Genomic DNA, 16,393 nt, shown 5'->3' on the forward strand with positions numbered 1-16,393 from the left:
TTGGTGTTGCGAGGGATAACTCCCGACCGTAGCGGATCAGGTCTGCAGGGGTGAAGGCGCGTCCGGAAGTCTCAGCAAACCCGAACCTCCGACGCCCACGACCGCCGCCAGGAGCGCCGCGCCCACCGCGAAGCCGAACGCGCTGGACGCGCCGAAGGCGTCGGTGAGCTGCCCGCCCGCCCACGCGCCGATCGCCACGCCGAACCCGATCGAGGTGGAGATCCAGGCCATGCCCTCGGTGAGCAGGGACGGCGGGACCAGCCGTTCGGTGAGCGAGAACCCGGTGATGAGCGTGGGGGAGATGGCCAGACCGGCCACGAACGCCACGGCGGCCATGACCCAGGGGTCGTTCACGAGCAGGATCGGCAGTAGGCCCACCACGAACACGCCCAGCGCGCGGATGAACCGGGCGCGCAGCGAGATCCGCCATTCCCGCGAGCCGAACCACAACCCCGACACCATCGACCCGCCCGCGAACGCCGCCAGCAGGAATCCCGAGGCGCCCTTCACGCCGTGCTCCTCGGCGAAGGCGACCATGATCAGGTCCACCGAGCCGAACACCGCGCCGAGCCCGAGGTAGACGCATGCCAGCAGGGCGATGCCGGGGATCAGGATGGGCGTGCCGCCGCCCGTCCTGACCGGTTGCACGGGCGGCTGCGTACGCCGCTGCGCCGCCAGGGCCAGGCAGCCGCCGAGCATGCACACCAGCGCCACCACCAGCCCCGCGTACGGGTTGATCGCGGTGGCCAGCACCGTGACGAGCGCGGGCCCGGTGACGAAGACGACCTCGTCGGCCACGGACTCGAAGGCGAAGGCGGTGTGCAGTGTCCCGGTGCCGCCGTGGATCGTGGACCAGCGGGCCCGCACCATCGACCCGATGGACAGCGAGGACGCGCCGATCAGCAGGCCGGAGACGTACAGGGTCCACTCGGGCAGGCGGAGCGCGGCGCTGAGCATCAGCGCGGCCATCGCCAGCGCGTTGACCACGGAGAACGGGGCGATCACCCGGTTCTGCCCGAACCTGTCCACCAGCCGCCCCGACAGCGGCGCCGCGATCGCGAAGGCCACGTTGGTGGTGGCGCCGACCGCGCCGGCGGTGGCGAAGGACCCGGTGACGGTGGAGATCAGCAGCACGACGCCGATGCCGAGCATGGACATCGGCATCCGGCCGACGAGCCCGGCCAGCACGAATCCTTTGACGCCGGGCCCTTTGAACAACCCCCGGTAAGGCCCGACCACGCTGTTTCCCCCTTACTTTGCGACCCCACGATGGCGCACCGTCTGTCCGGATGGCAAGTGATATCTCCGGTGAGTGGGTTAACGTGTGCCTGATGTCCGGTCTTCCCTCTCTCCGCGCGGTCCTGCTCATGGCCCTCGGCGTGCTCGTGGTCACCGCCGTGGCCGGGGGAGTCGTCGTGCTCATGGGCGATGACCTGGTCAGAACGGCCCAGGAGCCGGTGCGCAGGCCGATCACCCGCGCGGTTCCGGAGGCCGCTCCCCGCCTCGACCAGCTCGTACCCACGACGACGCCGGTCAAGGATTTCGGCCAGGGCGGTCCGGGCGTCACCGTGACGCCGCCGCGCGTGCTGGCGATCGCGCCCGCCACGGTCTCCAGGCGGACCAGGCTCGCTCTGGGCGCGCTCAAGCACGTGCAGAAGGCCGCCGTCGTGGACGCCGGCGCGGTCAAGGTCGCCGGCACGTCGCTGAACCTGCTGGCCGTCGACCCGGCCGACTTCCGCTCCTGGACGCCCCAGCCCGTCGCCGACCAGCCCGCCGTCTGGAGCGCGCTGGCCAGGGGCGAGCTGGTCACCGAGGCCGGCACGGCCCGCAAGTACGGCATGATCCTCGGCGCGATGTACCAGGTGGACGGCGGCCCGAGGCTCCGGGTCGCGGCCTCGGCCACGCTCGGGCTCGCCGGCGTGGACGGCCTGGTCAGCGTGGAGGTGGGCAGGTCGCTCGGCTTCGCGAAGGGCGTCGCGGTGCTGCTGCACGGCAAGCCGGGCACGATCGGCGAGGCCGGGGTGCGGCGGCTGCTCGGCAAGGGCGCGCAGGTCGTCGTGCTCGACGCGGCCAGCCGTACCCAGCGGCAACAGCCGCAACAGCAACAGCAACAGCAGCAGCCGGTCACCGTGGGCCGCCCCACCAGCTACCTCGACCTCTACAAGGCCGCCGCCACCCGCTGCCCCGGCCTGTCCTGGACGGTGCTGGCGGCCATCGGCCAGGTCGAGAGCAGCCACGGCCGCAACAACGGCCCCTCCAGCGCGGGCGCCCTGGGGCCGATGCAGTTCATGCCCGCCACCTGGAAGCACTACGGCGTGGACGGCGACGGCGACGGCAAGGCCGACATCTGGAGCCCCTACGACGCGGTGCCCGGCGCCGCCAACTACCTGTGCGCCAACGGCGCGGGCAAGGGCGGCGCGAAGCTGCGCAAGTCGATCTGGTTCTACAACCACTCGTGGGACTACGTGGACAAGGTCATGAGCATCGCCGAGGCGTACGCCCGCACCTACGCCTGAGGCCGCCCGCCGGGCCGGACCGGACGCGGGCAGCAGGTGAGCGGGCAGGGGACGGGCTCCGGCTCGTCCATCAGCTCCCTGACCATGCGCACGAACGCCGGATGGGTGCCGGCCGTCGCCGCGCGCTCCATCGGCAGGCCCAGCTCGGCGGCCACCTGCCGGGCCTCGGTGTCGAGGTCGTAGACGACCTCCATGTGGTCGGAGACGAAGCCGATCGGCACCAGCACGACCGAGCCGGCGTCCGTCTTGCGCAGGAAGTCGCACACGTCGGGCTCCAGCCACGGCACCTGCGGGGGGCCGCTGCGTGACTGCCACACCAGGTGCCACGGCTCGTCGCGGCCCAGCGCCTGGTTGACCAGCTCGGCGCTGCGCCGGAGCTGGGACTCGTACAGGCCGCCCGCGGGGCCGGCGGTCTCGGCCATCGAGACCGGGATGCTGTGGGCGGTGAACACCAGCCGGGCGTCCTGGCGGCCCAGCCGCTCCAGCGCCTGGCGCGTGTGGTCGGCCATCGCCGCGACGAACCCCGGATGGTCGCCGAAGTGCCGCATCTTGATCAGCTCGGGGCCGCCCTCGACGGAGATCCTGGCGATGTCCTCGTAGTACTGGCGGCAGCTCGAGTATCCGGCGAACGCCGAGGTGGCGAAGACGGCGGCCCGGCGCACGCCGTCGGCCGCCATCTGCCGCACGGTGTCCTCGCCGAAGGGGTGCCAGTTGCGGTTGCCCCAGTAGACCGGCACGCCCGCGACCGGGCCCAGCGCCTCGACCAGCTCGCGGTTCTGCTGGTTGATCGGGCTGACGCCGCCGAAGCCCTGGTAGTGCTCGGCCACCGCGAGCAGCCGCTCGCGCGGCACGCCGCGCCCCCGCACGACGTTCTCCAGGAACGGCAGCACGTCGTCGGGCCCCTCGGGGCCGCCGAACGACAGGACGAGCAGAGCGTCGTAATCAGCCACGTGTCAAGCCTAGTCAGGGGGCCGGGCGGTCCGGCCCGAGGGAGGGCGGGGGAGCACGGGAGAGCACGGGAGAGGCGCGGCGGGGGCGCGGTGCGCGGTGTCGCCCGCGGAGCGCCGGTGACCAGGTAGGTTCGATCGAGTGAGCGCATTCGATGACATTCGTGACTATGTGGCCATCCCCCGGGTCCTCTCCCTGAAGCTCTCGCCTGACGGCTCCCGGCTGATCTCGGCCGTGCAGGCCCTCAATCCCGACGGCAAGTCGTACGGCACCGCGCTCTGGGCGATCCCCCTCGACGGTGAGCCGTACCGTCTGACCCGGTCGGCCAAGGGCGAGACGGCGGCCGTCTTCACCGACGCCGGGGACGTGCTGTTCACCTCGGCGCGTCCCGACACCACCGTCAAGGACGCGACCGACGAGGTGCCCGCGCTGTGGCTGCTGCCGCGCGCCGGCGGCGAGGCCCGCCAGATCGCCACCCGCCCCGGCGGCATCGGCGCCGCGCGCACGGCGGGCGACGTGGTGGTGTTCGCCTCCGACGTGCTCGACGGCGACGAGTCGACCGAGGAGGAGCGGCGCAAGGCCCGCAAGGACGCCGGGACCAGCGCGATCCTGCACGAGGGCTACCCGGTCCGCTACTGGGACCACGACCTCGGCCCGGCCCGCACCCGGCTGTTCACCGGCCGGCTCGGCGCCGACCGCCTGGAGGACGTGCGCGAGCTGACGCCCGACGCGGGCGAGGCGCTGCGCGACGCCGCCTTCGAGCTCACCCCCGACGGCTCCACCGTGATCGTCACCTGGCGCAGGTTCCTGTCCGGCGGCGACAGCCGTACGGACCTGGTCGCCATCGACGTGGCCACCGGCCGGCGGCGCACCCTGCTCACCGACGAGGCGCACGACTTCGGCGGCCCGATCGCCGTCTCGCCCGACGGCACGCGGGTGGCCTGCGCGCGCGAGCGCATCACGAGCACGGACGTCTCCGTCCGCGTGGAGTTGTGGATCGCCGACCTGGCCACCGGCGAGGGCCGGGCCTACGCCCCCGACCTGTTCCCGACGGACCTCGCCTGGGCCCCCGACTCCGCGGCCCTCTACCTCGTCGCCGACCACCAGGGCCGCCGCCCGGTCTTCCGCGTCCCGCTGGACGGCGAGCACACCAGGCTCACCGGCGACGACGCCGCCTACCTCGGGGTCAACGCGAGCGCCGACGGCGCGTACGTCTACGCCCTGCGCAGCAACATCGCCCTCGCCCCCGCCCCGGCCAGGATCGACGCGGTCACCGGCGAGATCGCCGACCTGCCCTCGCCGGCCCCGCGCCCCGAGGTGCCGGGCACGCTGACCGAGATCTCGGCCACCGCCGACGACGGCGCGACCGTGCGCGGCTGGCTCGTGCTGCCCGAGGGCGCCTCGGCCGACAACCCGGCGCCGTTCCTGCTGTGGATCCACGGCGGCCCGGTCGCGTCCTGGAACGACTGGCAGTGGCGCTGGCAGTCGTGGATCATGGCGCAGCGCGGGTACGCCGTCCTCATGCCCGACCCCTGCCTGTCCACCGGCTACGGCCAGGAGATGATCGACCGCGGCTGGGGCGCCTGGGGCCCGCGCACCCAGGCCGACCTCGACGCCATCGTGGACGTCGCCCTGGCCAGGGACGACATCGACGACGAGCGCGTGGCGGCGATGGGCGGCTCGTTCGGCGGCTACATGGCCAACTGGCTGGCCGGGCACACCGACCGCTACCAGGCCATCGTCACCCACGCCGCGCTGTGGAACCTCGACCAGTTCGCCGGCACCACCGACTCCTCCCTGTACTGGCAGCGCGAGTTCGGCGAGCCCGGCTCGGAGCGCTACGACCAGCTCTCCCCGCACCTGGGGCTCGGCAAGATCACCACCCCGATGCTCGTCATCCACGGCGACAAGGACTACCGGGTGCCGATCGGCGAGTCCCTGCGCCTGTGGTGGGACCTGCAGCGCACCGACGTCGAGTCGAAGTTCCTGTACTTCCCCGACGAGAACCACTGGATCCTCAAGCCGGGCAACATCGTCGCCTGGTACGAGACCGTGCTCGCCTTCCTCGCCCAGCACGTGCTCGGCGAGGAGTGGAAGCGCCCGGACTCGGTGGCCTGATGACCGACTTCCTGCGGCTGGCCGAGGACGTCGCCCGCGAGGCCGGGGACATGCTCCTGGCCAAGCGGCCCACGATGTCGGAGGACGTCGAGACCAAGTCCAGCCCCACCGACGTCGTCACCATCCTGGACAAGGCGTCGGAGGAGCTGATCCGCGAGCGCGTCCTGGCGGTCCGTCCGGACGACCGGTTCCTGGGCGAGGAGGGCGGCGAGGCGCCGGGCGCGTCCGACGTGCGGTGGATCGTCGATCCCGTCGACGGCACCGTCAACTTCCTGTACGGCCTGCCCGACTGGGCGGTGTCCATCGCCGTCGAGGTCGCCGGTCGGGTCGTGGCCGGGGTGGTCAACGTGCCGGCGCGCGGCGAGGTGTTCACCGCCGCGCTCGGCGAGGGCGCCTGGCTGGGCGGCGCGCGGCTGCGCTGCAACAGCGGGGTGCCGCTGGCCCGGGCGCTGGTCGCGACCGGGTTCGGCTACTCGGCGCCGCGCCGCGAGGTGCAGGGACAGGTCGTGGCGGCGGTGCTGCCGCGGGTGCGCGACATCCGGCGCGGCGGCTCGTGCGCCATCGACCTGTGCTCGGTGGCGGCGGGCCGGGTGGACGCGTACTACGAGCGCGGCACCAACGCGTGGGACCACGCCGCGGCCGGGCTGGTGGCGACCGAGGCGGGCGCCCGGCTCGGCGGCCTGCACGGCCGGCCGGTCGGCCCGGAGTTCGCGCTGTGCGCGGCGCCCGGCCTGTTCGAGGAGCTGCACGACCTGCTCGTGCCGCTGGACCCCGAACGCGACTCCTGACCGGGCCGCGGGCATGACAGGACGGCCGGGGCCCATCGGGCCCCGGCCGTCGCACGCGTATGTCTAGCGCGGCAGCGGGACGCCGTGATCGTCGGCCAGGCGGCGCAGGTCCTCGATCTCGGCGGTGAGGGTGTCGGCGAGGTAGTCGTCGCCGGTGCTGCGGGCCTCGGAGAGGCTCTTGTAAGCCTGGTCGAGGCGGCGTTCGATCGTGGTGGTGAACTCGCCCATCTCACCTACTCTCTCAGGGGTTCGATCCGTGCGGGGCGAAGGGAACCATTGCCAGTGGATGTCCGGGCAATGGGTGTCCCGACGGCATACCCCGGGTTATCGCCCTCTGAAACATGAATTTGTGCGGCCCCTGCCCGGCACACCCCTGGACATGCCTTACCGTGCGCTTATCGAGCCTGTAGGCAGAATGAGACACCGGAACCGGAAAGAGGGTGTACCAGGCGTGCGAGTGCTGGTTGTCGAGGATGAGCGGGTGCTCGCCGACGCGATCGCGACCGGGCTGCGACGTGAGGCCATGGCCGTCGACGTCGCCTACGACGGCGGCGGCGCCCTTGAGCGCACCTCCTACATCGACTACGACGTGATCGTGCTCGACCGCGACCTGCCGGTCGTGCACGGCGACGAGGTGTGCCGCCGGCTGGTCGAGCAGCGCTCGGCCTCGCGGATCCTCATGCTGACCGCCTCCGGCGACGTGGACGACAAGGTGGAGGGCCTCGGCCTCGGGGCCGACGACTACCTGGCCAAGCCGTTCGTGTTCATCGAGCTGGTGGCCCGGGTGCGCGCGCTCGGCCGGCGTTCGGCGCCCGCCCTGCCGCCCGTGCTGGAGCGGGCCGGGATCCGCCTCGACCCGGGCAAGCGGCTGGTCGAGCGCGAGGGCAAGGAGATCGTGCTCACCAAGAAGGAGTTCGCGGTCCTGGAGGAGCTGATGCGCGCCGAGGGCGCGGTGGTCAGCCAGGAGGACCTGCTGGACAAGGCGTGGGACGAGAACATCGACCCGTTCACGAACGTCGTCCGGGTGACCATGATGACGCTGCGGAAGAAGCTGGGCGAGCCTCAGGTGATCGAGACCGTGCCCGGGGTTGGGTACAAGTTGTGAGTGAACGGCCAGAGCGCGGGGCGGGGCCGACGCATCCGATGATCAGCCCCCATACGGCCAGGAAGGCGACGCGCGTGCAGGAGGCGCCACCTCCGACCGGGCCACCGGCCTGGGACGGCCCGCCCCCGCCCGAGTCCGAGACGCCCGCCCGCAGCACCCTGGAACGGGTCAGGGGGCTGCCGGCCAAGGTGAGCATCCGGTGGCGGCTCACGCTCACCTACAGCGCTCTGGTGTTCGCCGCCGCGGCGGTGCTGCTGTTCGTCGTCTACTCGATCGTCGGCAAATCGATCGAGGACGCCTGGCCCGACCTGATCACCGACGACCTCGACCCGCTCGACGCCGCCATCATGCAGAACCGGTGGACCCTGGCCAAGGGGCGGGCCGTCAGCAGCGCGCGCGACGCGCTGTTCACCAGCTCCTTCATGGCGCTGGCCGGGGTCGGCATCCTCGCGCTCATCATCGGCTACTTCGTGGCCGACCGGGCGCTGCGGCCGGTCACCCAGATGACCAGCGCGGCCCGCAAGCTGTCGGAGAGCACGCTCGCCCACCAGCGCATCGCCCTGCGCGGCCCCAACGACGAGCTGAAGGAGCTGGCCGACACCTTCGACGCCATGCTCACCCGGCTCAACATCGCCTTCGACACCCAGCGCAGATTCGTGGCCAACGCCTCCCACGAATTGCGCACGCCGTTGACGATTAACCGGACCGTCCTGGAGATCGCGTTGTCGGATCCGGAGGCGTCCGAGGACCTCAAAGCGCTCGGCCGCACGCTGCTGGAAGTCAACGCGCGTAACGAGAAGCTCATCGAGGGACTGCTGTTGCTCGCCAGGAGCGAACGAGAACTCGCGGTGCGCAAACCGCTCGACGTTCAGGAAGTCGCGCAGACGGCCGTGGAACAGCTCGCGCCCTTCGCCGCCGAACACGGCGTGACCGTTGTCGCCGAACTGGTCAGCGCGCCTACCGTGGGCGACCCGGTGCTTCTGGAGCGGTCGGTCAGCAACCTGCTGGAGAACGCCGTGAAGTACAACCTTCCCGAAAACGGAAAAGTCTGGATCCGGACGGGAATGGCGGACGGGGGGCTGGTTGTTCAGGTGGCCAACACGGGGCAGCACGTCCCGGCGTACGAGGTGAACAGCCTGTTCGAGCCGTTCAGGAGGCTCCACGCCGACCGCGTGGAATCGGCCAAGGGATCGGGTCTGGGGTTGTCCATCGTCCGTGCGGTGGTGCAGGCACACGGTGGAAACGTGACCGCGGTGCCGCGTGACGGCGGAGGACTTGTGGTGACGATTCGGCTTCCGACACGTTGAACGAGCGTCCTTGAGTGGGCCATGGGGCGTCGGCGGGTGACGTTCCGGGGTGTTCGTCCGCGTGTTGATGTAGTGGGGGCGTCTCGTTCTCGCCGTACATGTGGTTGGATGTGCCGTCGAACACGGTCGTGCATGACGCCAAGGCTGTGGGTTTCGCCATATTTGGCTAACCATTGCCGTCGGCAGCAGGCCCTGTCGTGTTGGGAGGTTCGTTGTCCGTTCGCGCGGGGTACCGATGGAAAATCTCCCCGACGGAACGGGCACAAGATGGGCCTCCCGGACGTTAGAAGACGCGCGATGAGCGCGAAGACATATAGATGAGGGGGATGGAGTAAGCACAATGGCTACCGACTACGACAGCCCGCGAAAGACAGACGACGACCTGGGGGAGGACAGCCTCCAAGAACTCCAGGCACGGCGTACCGACAAGTCGTCCGGCAGCATCGACATCGACGAGACCGACCTCGCCGAGTCGCTGGAGCTGCCCGGCGCGGATCTGTCGAACGAAGAGCTCTCCCTGCGGGTCATTCCCCGTCAGGCCGACGAGTTCACCTGCTCGCGCTGCTTCCTGGTGCACCACCGCAGCCAGCTGGCCTCCGAGAAGAACGGCCAGCAGATCTGCCGGGAGTGCGCCGCCTGACCGCTGGAGCGAAGGAGCTCAGGGTGCGGGACCCAAGGCACGACCGAGCCCGCTGACCCTGAGCGGTCGCGACCAAGAGGACGGAGGCATCGCGTGGCCGAACCCGAGAAGGACAAGCAACAGGCGGACGACGGGATCGCCGACCCCGACAAGGAGGTCGGCGAGCTCGTTGTGCGGCTCACCGAGCCCGGTGAGCTGGAGCCGGCCGAGCGGCGCAGGCTGCTCGGCCGACTAGCCAGGTCCCTGGCCGCAGGGGCGAAGAAGGCCCGCGAGAGCGGCGCCGGCCGCGGCCGCTGGCTGGCCGACGTCTTCCTCAACATCGCGCCCCGCATCCCCATCCGCGACCTGTCGACGCTGTCGGAGCATCATCACGGCCTCACCGGCGAGGAGCTCGCCGACGACCTGGTGCGCACCGCCCAGAAGGCCACGATGACGGTCGGCGCCATCGGCGGAGCACTGGCGGCGGCCCAGTTCGCCGCACCACCCCTCCTGCTCTCCGCGCCCGCGCAGCTCGTCGCGGAGACCATCGTCGTCGCCGCGATCGAGGTCAAGCTCCTGGCCGAGCTGCACGAGGTCTACGGCGTGCGCGTCCAGGGCAACGGCACGCAGCGTGCCTTCGCCTTCGCCTCCGCCTGGGCCAGGCAGCGCGGGATCGACCCCCTCGCCCCCGCGTCCGTCTCGCTCGCGCTCGGCGCGGCGTCCAAGGCCGCTCTTCGCAACCGTCTCATGCGCACGCTCGGGCGCCATCTGACCACGTTCGGCCCGTTCCTCACCGGAGCCGTCGCGGGCGGCGCGCTCAACCGCGGCGCGACCGGCAAGCTCGGCAAGGCCATCCGCGCCGACCTGCGCCTCAAGGGCCCGTCGTTGCCGCCGCCCGACCCCCGTGACGAGCTGACGCCGTAGCCGGGCGGCCGTGCGGTCAGACGTCCCGGCTGTCCACCACGCGCTTGAGCTTGCCCACCGAGCGCTCCAGCGTCTCGGGGTCCACCACCTCGACCTCGACGCTCACGCCGACGCCCGCCTTGACCGCGTGCCGCAGCGCCCGCCCGGCCTCCTCGCGGCCGGTCGCGCCCGGCCGCGCCTCGACCCTGACGGTGAGCACGTCGAGCCGGTCCGGCCGGGTCAGGTGCAGCTGGAAGTGCGGCGACAGGCCGGGCACACGCAGTACGAGCTCCTCGATCTGGGTCGGGAACACGTTCACGCCGCGCAGGATGATCATGTCGTCGGTGCGGCCGGTGACCTTCTCCATGCGGCGGAAGGCGGGCCTGGCCGTGCCGGGCAGCAGCCGGGTCAGGTCGCGGGTGCGGTAACGGATGACCGGCATGGCCTCCTTGGTGAGGCTGGTGAACACCAGCTCGCCGCCGTCCGGGGCGGGCTCGCCGGTGAACGGGTCGACGGTCTCGGGATAGAAGTGGTCCTCCCAGACGTGCAGGCCGTCCTTGGTCTCGACGCACTCGTTGGCCACGCCGGGGCCCATGACCTCCGACAGGCCGTAGATGTCGACGGCGTGCAGGTCGAAGCGCTCCTCGATCTCGGCGCGCATGCGCTCGGTCCAGGGCTCGGCGCCGAAGATGCCGATCTCCAGCGAGCTCTCGCGCGGGTCGAGGCCCTGGGCGGCGAACTCGTCGAGCAGCGCCAGCAGGTACGACGGCGTGACCATGATGACCCTGGGCCGCAGGTCGGTGATGAGCTGGACCTGCCGGGCCGTCATGCCGCCGGAGACCGGCACCACCGTGCAGCCCAGCCGCTCGGCCCCGTAGTGGGCGCCGAGACCGCCGGTGAACAGCCCGTAGCCGTACGCCACGTGCACCACGTCGCCCGGCCGCCCGCCCGACGCCCGGATCGACCGGGCCATCACCTGCGCCCAGACGTCGAGGTCGGCCTTGGTGTACCCGACGACCGTGGGCTTGCCCGTGGTGCCCGAGGAGGCGTGGACGCGCGCCACCCGCTCGCGCGGCACGGCGAACATGCCGAACGGGTACGACTCGCGCAGGTCATCCTTGGTGGTGAACGGGAAGAGCGCGAGGTCGTCCAGGCTGCGGCAGTCGCCGGGACGCACGCCGTGCTCGTCGAACTTGCGCCGGTAGAGCGGCACGTTGTCGTAGGCGTGGGACAACGTCCAGCGCAGGCGCTGCAGTTGCAGGGCCATGAGCTCGTCCCTGGAGACGCGCTCGACCGGGTCGAGCTCCTCGGGGGACGGCGGCGGGAAGGGCCTCATCTCAGCTCCCTGCTGCGCCCGCGGAACTCCGCGACCACCCGGCCGCCGGCCCCGCGCACGGTGATGTCGTAGATGCCGCTGCGACCGTACGTGGTGCGCTCGGCCGCCTCGGCCACCAGCACGTCGCCCTCGTGCGCGGGGGCGACGAAGGTGATCTCGGCCCCGGCCGCCACGGTCACCGGGCCCCGCGTGTTGCACGCGCAGGCGAAGGCGGTGTCGGCCAGGAGGAAGACGTAGCCGCCGTGGCAGATGGCGTGTCCGTTGATCATCTGGCCGGTCACGGTCATCCGGCACACCGCGCGCCCCTCGGCCAGCTCCACCAGCTCGATGCCCAGGGCGGCGGAGGCGGTGTCGGCGTCCAGCATGCGACGCGCGCTCTCCAACTGGTCTCCCTTGCTTACTGACCGATTGTTCGGTAAACACTTCCCCGTCCTGCCGAGCACTGTCAAGGGAGGGCCGGCGCAGCGGAGCTGCAAGGGCCGTCTGTGGGGTATGTCCTGGTTCATCAGCGGGTCGGCCTCAGCGCGTGAGGAGAGACGATGATCAAGCCGTTCGCCTCGTCGGCGGATCTCGGTGAGAAGCGGCAGTCCCTTGAGGTGCTGGCGGAAGGCGTCTACGCGCTCACCGCCGAGGGCGACCCCAACGTGGGCGCGATCGAGGGCGAGGACTTCCTGGTCTGCTTCGAGGCCCTGGCCACGCCCACGGCCGCCGGCGAATGGCTGGCCAGGCTGCGCGAGCACACCCGCAAACCGGTCAGGTACCTCGTGCTCTCGCACTACCACGCGGTCCGCGTGCTGGGCGCCTCGGCGTTCGGCGCGGACGTCGTCGTGGCCCACGACAAGACCCGCGAGCTAATCGCCGAGCGCGGCGAGCAGGACTGGGCCAGCGAGTACGCCCGGATGCCCCGCCTGTTCAAGGACCCCGGCTCGATCCCCGGCCTGACCTGGCCCACCGCCACCTTCAGCGACACCTTCACCATCGACCTCGGCGGCGACAGGGGCGACCTGGTGCTGGCCCACTGCGGACGCGGCCACACCGAGGGCGACCTGGTGGCCTGGCTGCCCGACCGGCGCATCATGTTCGCCGGCGACCTGGTCGAGTCGCAGGCCGCGCTCTACACCGGCGACGCCTTCCACCGCGAATGGGCCTCCGGCACGCTCGACCGCGTCGCCTCGTTCGGGGCCGAGACGCTGGTCGGCGGCAGGGGAGCGGTGGCCCGCGGCAAGGCCGAGGTCGAGGCGGCGATCGCCCAGAGCCGCGACTTCCTGACCGTGATGCTGCGCGAGGTCGGCGCGGCGAGCGGGCTGAAGGAGGCGTTCGAGCGCACCCATCGGGCCCTGAAGCCGCGCTACGGCGGCTGGCCCATCTTCGAGCACTGCCTGCCCTTCAACGTCTCCCGCCTCTGGGACGAGCTCCACGGCGTCGAACGGCCGCGCGTCTGGACCGCCGAGCGCGACCGCGAAGTGTGGGACGAGCTCCAGTCATGAGACCCGCGGAGTCCGGGCCGCAGGTCATCGTCGTCGGCGCGGGACCGGTCGGCCAGACCGCCGCGTTGCTGCTGGCCCGCTGGGGCATCCGGGTGCTGGTGCTGGACCGGCGGCAGGCCCGCGACGGCGGCGGCTCGAAGTCGATCTGCCAGCAGCGCGACGTGCTGGACATCTGGGCCGCGGCGGGCGCGGGCCGGGTGGCGGAGGAGGGGCTGGCCTGGACCACCGCCCGCACGTACTACCGCGACCGCGAGCTGTTCTCCTGGTCCTTCGACGGCCAGGGCCCGCTGCCGCCGTGCGTGAACATCTCCCAGGCCCGCACCGAGCAGCTGCTCGACGAGGTCATCGCCGACCAGCCGCTCATCGAGGTGCGCTGGGGCCACGAGGTCACCGGGCTGGTCCAGGACCCGGCGGGGGTGGAGGTCCAGTGCGGGCAGCGGCTGCTGCGCGCGCCCTACGTGCTGGTCTGCGCGGGTGCGCGGGCCCAGCAGGTACGCCGGTCGCTCGGCGTCTCCTTCGACGGCGAGGCGTTCGACGACCAGTTCCTGATCTGCGACATCCGGGCGGAGCTGCCGGGCTGGGAGAACGAGCGGCGCTTCTACTTCGACCCCGTGTGGAACCCGGGCCGGCAGGTCCTCATCCATCCCTGCCCCAACGGGACGTACCGGATCGACTGGCAGATCGCGCCGGACTTCATCCCAACGAAGGCCGATATTTCGCAGAAAATCCAGCAAATCATTGGGGACCGGCCGTATGAGCTGATCTGGCACAGCACGTACCGGTTCCACTCGCGCATCGCCTCGCGGATGCGGGTCGGACGGGTGCTGCTGGCCGGCGACTGCGCCCATCTGGTGGCGCCCTTCGGGGCCCGGGGCCTCAACTCCGGCGTGCCCGACGCCGAGAACGCGGCCTGGAAGCTGGCCTTCGCGCTCAACGGCTGGGCCGGGCCCGAGCTGCTGGAGTCCTACCACGCCGAGCGGCACGCGGCGGCGCGGGAGAACCTGGAGGTGACCGCCGCCACCATGCGCTTCCTCGCGCCCAGGACGGACCGGGACCGGGCCAGGCGGCGGGAGGTGCTGGAGGGCGGCCTGGTCGCCGAGGTGGACTCCGGGCGCTTCGCCGAGCCCTACTGGTACGTGGACTCGCCGCTCACCACGCCCGAGCCGGGCCGCCCGTTCGGGGGGCGTCCGCCGAAGGGCGCGCTGTGCGATCCGGCCCCCGGGGTGATCCTGCCGGACGTGCCGCTGGCGAAGGGCAGACTGCGCGAGTTCTGCCGGGACGGTTTCCTCATTCTGTTGGGTGATATGTGCGATTCGAGTTTGTTTGTGCAGGTCCTGGGCAAGGTCATTACGGCACCGCTCGCCGTCCGCGAGCTCACGGAGATGGATGCGACCGGCTCGCTCGCCGAAAGACTCGGTGCGCGGCCGGATGAAGCATGGGTGATCAGGCCAGATGCCCACATCGCCGCGATCATTCCCCGCGGGGGGCCGGACGAGGTCGCGGCCGCCGTGAGCCGCGCCTGCGGCTCTCCTCGACCTGAGCCCCTAGGAGGACTGCGTGACCGGCCGTAGCTCGTTTCTGATCGTCGCGAACCGCTTGCCGGTCGATCGCACGATCGAGCCAGACGGAACGGCCTCGTGGCGCAGGAGCCCGGGGGGGCTTGTGACGGCCATCGCGCCCGTGATGAAGCGCCGCCATGGCGCCTGGGCCGGTTGGCACGGGGCGCCGGACGAGAAGCTCGAACCGTTCGAGCAGGACGGCATGAGCCTCATCCCCATCCCGCTGTCGGCCCGCGAGGTCGAGCTCTACTACGAGGGTTTCTCCAACGCCACGCTCTGGCCGCTCTACCACGACGTGGTGGCGCCGCCGGTGTTCGAGCGGGAGATGTGGGAGACCTACCGCTCGGTCAACGAGCGCTTCGCCGCGGCCGCCGCCGAGGCCGCCGAGGAGGGGGCCGTCGTCTGGGTGCAGGACTACCAGCTCCAGCTCGTGCCCGCGATGCTCCGGCGGCTCCGGCCCGACCTGCGGATCGGCTTCTTCCTGCACATCCCCTTCCCGCCCGTCGAGCTGTTCTGGCGGCTGCCCTGGCGCAAGGAGCTGGTCGAAGGGCTGCTCGGCGCCGACCTGGTGGGCTTCCAGCTGCCCGGGGGCGCCTCGAACTTCCGCAGGCTGTGCCGGCGGCTGCTCGGGCTGCCGTACAAGGGGAACGAGATCTTCCTCGACGACCGGGTGGTGACCACGCAGGCCTTCCCGATCTCGGTGGACTTCGGGCAGCTCGACTCGCTGGTGCGCGAGCCGCACGTCGTGGCGCGGGCCAAGGAGATCAGGGGCGAGCTGGGCGACCCCGAGCACGTGCTGCTCGGCGTGGACCGGCTCGACTACACCAAGGGCATCGGCCAGCGTCTGGAGGCGTTCGGCGAGCTGCTCAAGGACGGCAGCCTGCGCCCGAACGAGGCGGTCTTCGTGCAGATCGCCACCCCGAGCCGCGAGCGCGTGGACGAGTACCGCAAGCTGCGCGACGACATCGAGCTGCAGGTGGGCCGGATCAACGGCGAGCACGCCCAGATCGGGGTGCAGCCGATCCAGTACTTCCACCAGTCCTACGGCCACGACGAGCTGGCCGCGCTCTACCTGGCTGCCGACGTCATGGTCGTCACGCCCCTGCGCGACGGGATGAACCTGGTGGCCAAGGAGTACGTCTCCTGCCACCACGACCTGCAGGGCGCGCTGGTGCTCAGCGAGTTCACCGGCGCGGCCGACGAGCTGCGGCAGGCGTACCTGGTGAACCCCTACGACATCGAGGACGTCAAGCGGCAGATGATCGCCGCCATGCGGGCCACGCCGCACGAGCTGGCCCGGCGGATGCGCACGATGCGCCGCCGGGTGGCCACCTACGACGTGGACCGCTGGGCGAGCGAGTTCCTCAGTGCCCTTGAGTCACCTGCTTCACAGACTTCCACGCGTCGTAGCGCTTCTTGGCGGTCCGGTTGACCACGATCTGCGCCACGGACATCCCGACGCCGGTGAGGATCGCGTAACCGATCGCCTCACCCATGCTGACCTCGGGCGAGTCGTCGTCGAGGGGCGGCTCCTTGCCGGTCGCCTTGACCCAGACGAACCCGAGGAGCTTCCGCATCCCCCAGGCGGTCGCCATGCCCACCAGACCACCGATGACACGCCAGGCGATGTCGGGTTTGTCCTCCGCCATGCCAACTCCCTTCCCCTATGTAACGAACACTAGTCTCTAACGCTTGCGGGGCCCCCGA

At 71.3% G+C, this 16,393-nt stretch carries 16 protein-coding genes; 10 read left to right on the top strand and 6 right to left on the bottom strand.

All coding sequences use genetic code 11. The features are described from left to right. Positions 1-36: 36 nt before the first annotated feature. A complete protein-coding gene (locus tag AB0J76_RS17655; RefSeq protein WP_352324247.1) occupies positions 37-1,188 on the bottom strand; it encodes an MFS transporter in 1,152 nt (383 codons plus the stop codon). A gap of 143 nt (positions 1,189-1,331) precedes the next feature. Between AB0J76_RS17655 and AB0J76_RS17660 the strand changes: the two genes are divergently transcribed. Beyond that, positions 1,332-2,516 carry a lytic transglycosylase domain-containing protein gene (locus tag AB0J76_RS17660; RefSeq protein WP_352324246.1) on the top strand — a complete coding sequence of 395 codons (1,185 nt, stop codon included), beginning with the start codon at positions 1,332-1,334 and terminating at the stop codon, positions 2,514-2,516. On the opposite strand, the gene AB0J76_RS17665 is transcribed toward AB0J76_RS17660, so the two are convergent. Then, positions 2,507-3,466, bottom strand: coding sequence for a ferrochelatase (locus tag AB0J76_RS17665; protein ID WP_352324245.1), 960 nt, complete (start codon positions 3,464-3,466; stop codon positions 2,507-2,509). The two genes, AB0J76_RS17660 and AB0J76_RS17665, sit on opposite strands and share 10 nt — an antisense overlap. A 139-nt stretch (positions 3,467-3,605) precedes the next feature. Between AB0J76_RS17665 and AB0J76_RS17670 the strand changes: the two genes are divergently transcribed. Next, the gene (locus AB0J76_RS17670; protein WP_352324244.1) at positions 3,606-5,582 is read left to right on the top strand and encodes a prolyl oligopeptidase family serine peptidase; all 1,977 of its coding nucleotides are present in this window, start codon (positions 3,606-3,608) and stop codon (positions 5,580-5,582) included. Then, positions 5,582-6,370, top strand: coding sequence for an inositol monophosphatase family protein (locus AB0J76_RS17675; protein ID WP_352324243.1), 789 nt, complete (start codon positions 5,582-5,584; stop codon positions 6,368-6,370). The genes AB0J76_RS17670 and AB0J76_RS17675 overlap by 1 nt, the downstream gene beginning before the upstream one ends. 63 nt (positions 6,371-6,433) lie before the next feature. Here AB0J76_RS17675 and AB0J76_RS17680 read toward each other — a convergent pair whose 3' ends face one another. Further along, positions 6,434-6,598: a hypothetical protein gene (locus AB0J76_RS17680; protein ID WP_352324241.1), complete on the bottom strand. Its 165-nt coding sequence runs from the start codon at positions 6,596-6,598 to the stop codon at positions 6,434-6,436. 223 nt (positions 6,599-6,821) lie between these two features. On the opposite strand from AB0J76_RS17680, the gene AB0J76_RS17685 reads away from it, so the two are divergent. From AB0J76_RS17685 to AB0J76_RS17700, 4 genes are all read left to right on the top strand, one after another. Further along, entirely contained in the window at positions 6,822-7,475 is a 654-nt protein-coding gene (locus tag AB0J76_RS17685) for a response regulator transcription factor (RefSeq protein ID WP_357697932.1), read from the top strand. A 188-nt stretch (positions 7,476-7,663) separates the two neighbouring features. Then, the gene (locus AB0J76_RS17690) at positions 7,664-8,782 is read left to right on the top strand and encodes a HAMP domain-containing sensor histidine kinase (RefSeq protein WP_352324239.1); all 1,119 of its coding nucleotides are present in this window, start codon (positions 7,664-7,666) and stop codon (positions 8,780-8,782) included. A gap of 340 nt (positions 8,783-9,122) precedes the next feature. Further along, on the top strand, positions 9,123-9,422 hold the full coding sequence (locus AB0J76_RS17695; protein WP_352324238.1) for a DUF4193 domain-containing protein: 300 nt from the start codon (positions 9,123-9,125) through the stop codon (positions 9,420-9,422). A gap of 93 nt (positions 9,423-9,515) precedes the next feature. Further along, complete coding sequence (locus tag AB0J76_RS17700; RefSeq protein ID WP_364389911.1) at positions 9,516-10,325, top strand: hypothetical protein; 810 nt, start codon at positions 9,516-9,518, stop codon at positions 10,323-10,325. 16 nt (positions 10,326-10,341) lie between these two features. Here AB0J76_RS17700 and paaK read toward each other — a convergent pair whose 3' ends face one another. Both paaK and paaI read right to left on the bottom strand, forming a co-directional pair. Further along, a complete protein-coding gene (gene paaK, locus AB0J76_RS17705) occupies positions 10,342-11,640 on the bottom strand; it encodes a phenylacetate--CoA ligase PaaK (RefSeq protein ID WP_352324035.1) in 1,299 nt (432 codons plus the stop codon). Continuing rightward, positions 11,637-12,005: a hydroxyphenylacetyl-CoA thioesterase PaaI gene (gene paaI, locus AB0J76_RS17710; protein WP_352324061.1), complete on the bottom strand. Its 369-nt coding sequence runs from the start codon at positions 12,003-12,005 to the stop codon at positions 11,637-11,639. Before paaI ends, paaK begins: the two co-directional genes overlap by 4 nt. A gap of 174 nt (positions 12,006-12,179) precedes the next feature. Between paaI and AB0J76_RS17715 the strand changes: the two genes are divergently transcribed. Genes AB0J76_RS17715 through AB0J76_RS17725 form a run of 3 tightly spaced genes read left to right on the top strand, consistent with a single transcriptional unit; the run spans position 12,180 to position 16,118 of the window. After that, entirely contained in the window at positions 12,180-13,127 is a 948-nt protein-coding gene (locus AB0J76_RS17715; RefSeq protein ID WP_352324036.1) for an MBL fold metallo-hydrolase, read from the top strand. Continuing rightward, complete coding sequence (locus AB0J76_RS17720) at positions 13,124-14,698, top strand: FAD-dependent monooxygenase (RefSeq protein ID WP_352324037.1); 1,575 nt, start codon at positions 13,124-13,126, stop codon at positions 14,696-14,698. Before AB0J76_RS17715 ends, AB0J76_RS17720 begins: the two co-directional genes overlap by 4 nt. Next, the gene (locus AB0J76_RS17725) at positions 14,685-16,118 is read left to right on the top strand and encodes a trehalose-6-phosphate synthase (RefSeq protein ID WP_352324038.1); all 1,434 of its coding nucleotides are present in this window, start codon (positions 14,685-14,687) and stop codon (positions 16,116-16,118) included. The genes AB0J76_RS17720 and AB0J76_RS17725 overlap by 14 nt, the downstream gene beginning before the upstream one ends. Here AB0J76_RS17725 and AB0J76_RS17730 read toward each other — a convergent pair. Further along, on the bottom strand, positions 16,051-16,335 hold the full coding sequence (locus tag AB0J76_RS17730; protein WP_352324039.1) for a DUF4235 domain-containing protein: 285 nt from the start codon (positions 16,333-16,335) through the stop codon (positions 16,051-16,053). The genes AB0J76_RS17725 and AB0J76_RS17730 overlap by 68 nt on opposite strands. Positions 16,336-16,393: the final 58 nt, after the last annotated feature.

This window comes from Nonomuraea sp. NPDC049624 (assembly GCF_040675255.1).
Classification (GTDB): Bacteria; Actinomycetota; Actinomycetes; order Streptosporangiales; family Streptosporangiaceae; genus Nonomuraea.

Bases quoted from the DNA above. Each gene is read 5' to 3' on its own strand.
- AB0J76_RS17660 (WP_352324246.1), top strand. From the start codon at position 1,332: ATGTCCGGTCTTCCCTCTCTCCGCGCGGTCCTGCTCATGGCCCTCGGC.
- AB0J76_RS17675 (WP_352324243.1), top strand. From the start codon at position 5,582: ATGACCGACTTCCTGCGGCTGGCCGAGGACGTCGCCCGCGAGGCCGGG.
- AB0J76_RS17680 (WP_352324241.1), bottom strand. From the start codon at position 6,598: ATGGGCGAGTTCACCACCACGATCGAACGCCGCCTCGACCAGGCTTAC.
- AB0J76_RS17695 (WP_352324238.1), top strand. From the start codon at position 9,123: ATGGCTACCGACTACGACAGCCCGCGAAAGACAGACGACGACCTGGGG.
- paaK (WP_352324035.1), bottom strand. From the start codon at position 11,640: ATGAGGCCCTTCCCGCCGCCGTCCCCCGAGGAGCTCGACCCGGTCGAG.
- paaI (WP_352324061.1), bottom strand. From the start codon at position 12,005: ATGCTGGACGCCGACACCGCCTCCGCCGCCCTGGGCATCGAGCTGGTG.
- AB0J76_RS17715 (WP_352324036.1), top strand. From the start codon at position 12,180: ATGATCAAGCCGTTCGCCTCGTCGGCGGATCTCGGTGAGAAGCGGCAG.
- AB0J76_RS17720 (WP_352324037.1), top strand. From the start codon at position 13,124: ATGAGACCCGCGGAGTCCGGGCCGCAGGTCATCGTCGTCGGCGCGGGA.
- AB0J76_RS17730 (WP_352324039.1), bottom strand. From the start codon at position 16,335: ATGGCGGAGGACAAACCCGACATCGCCTGGCGTGTCATCGGTGGTCTG.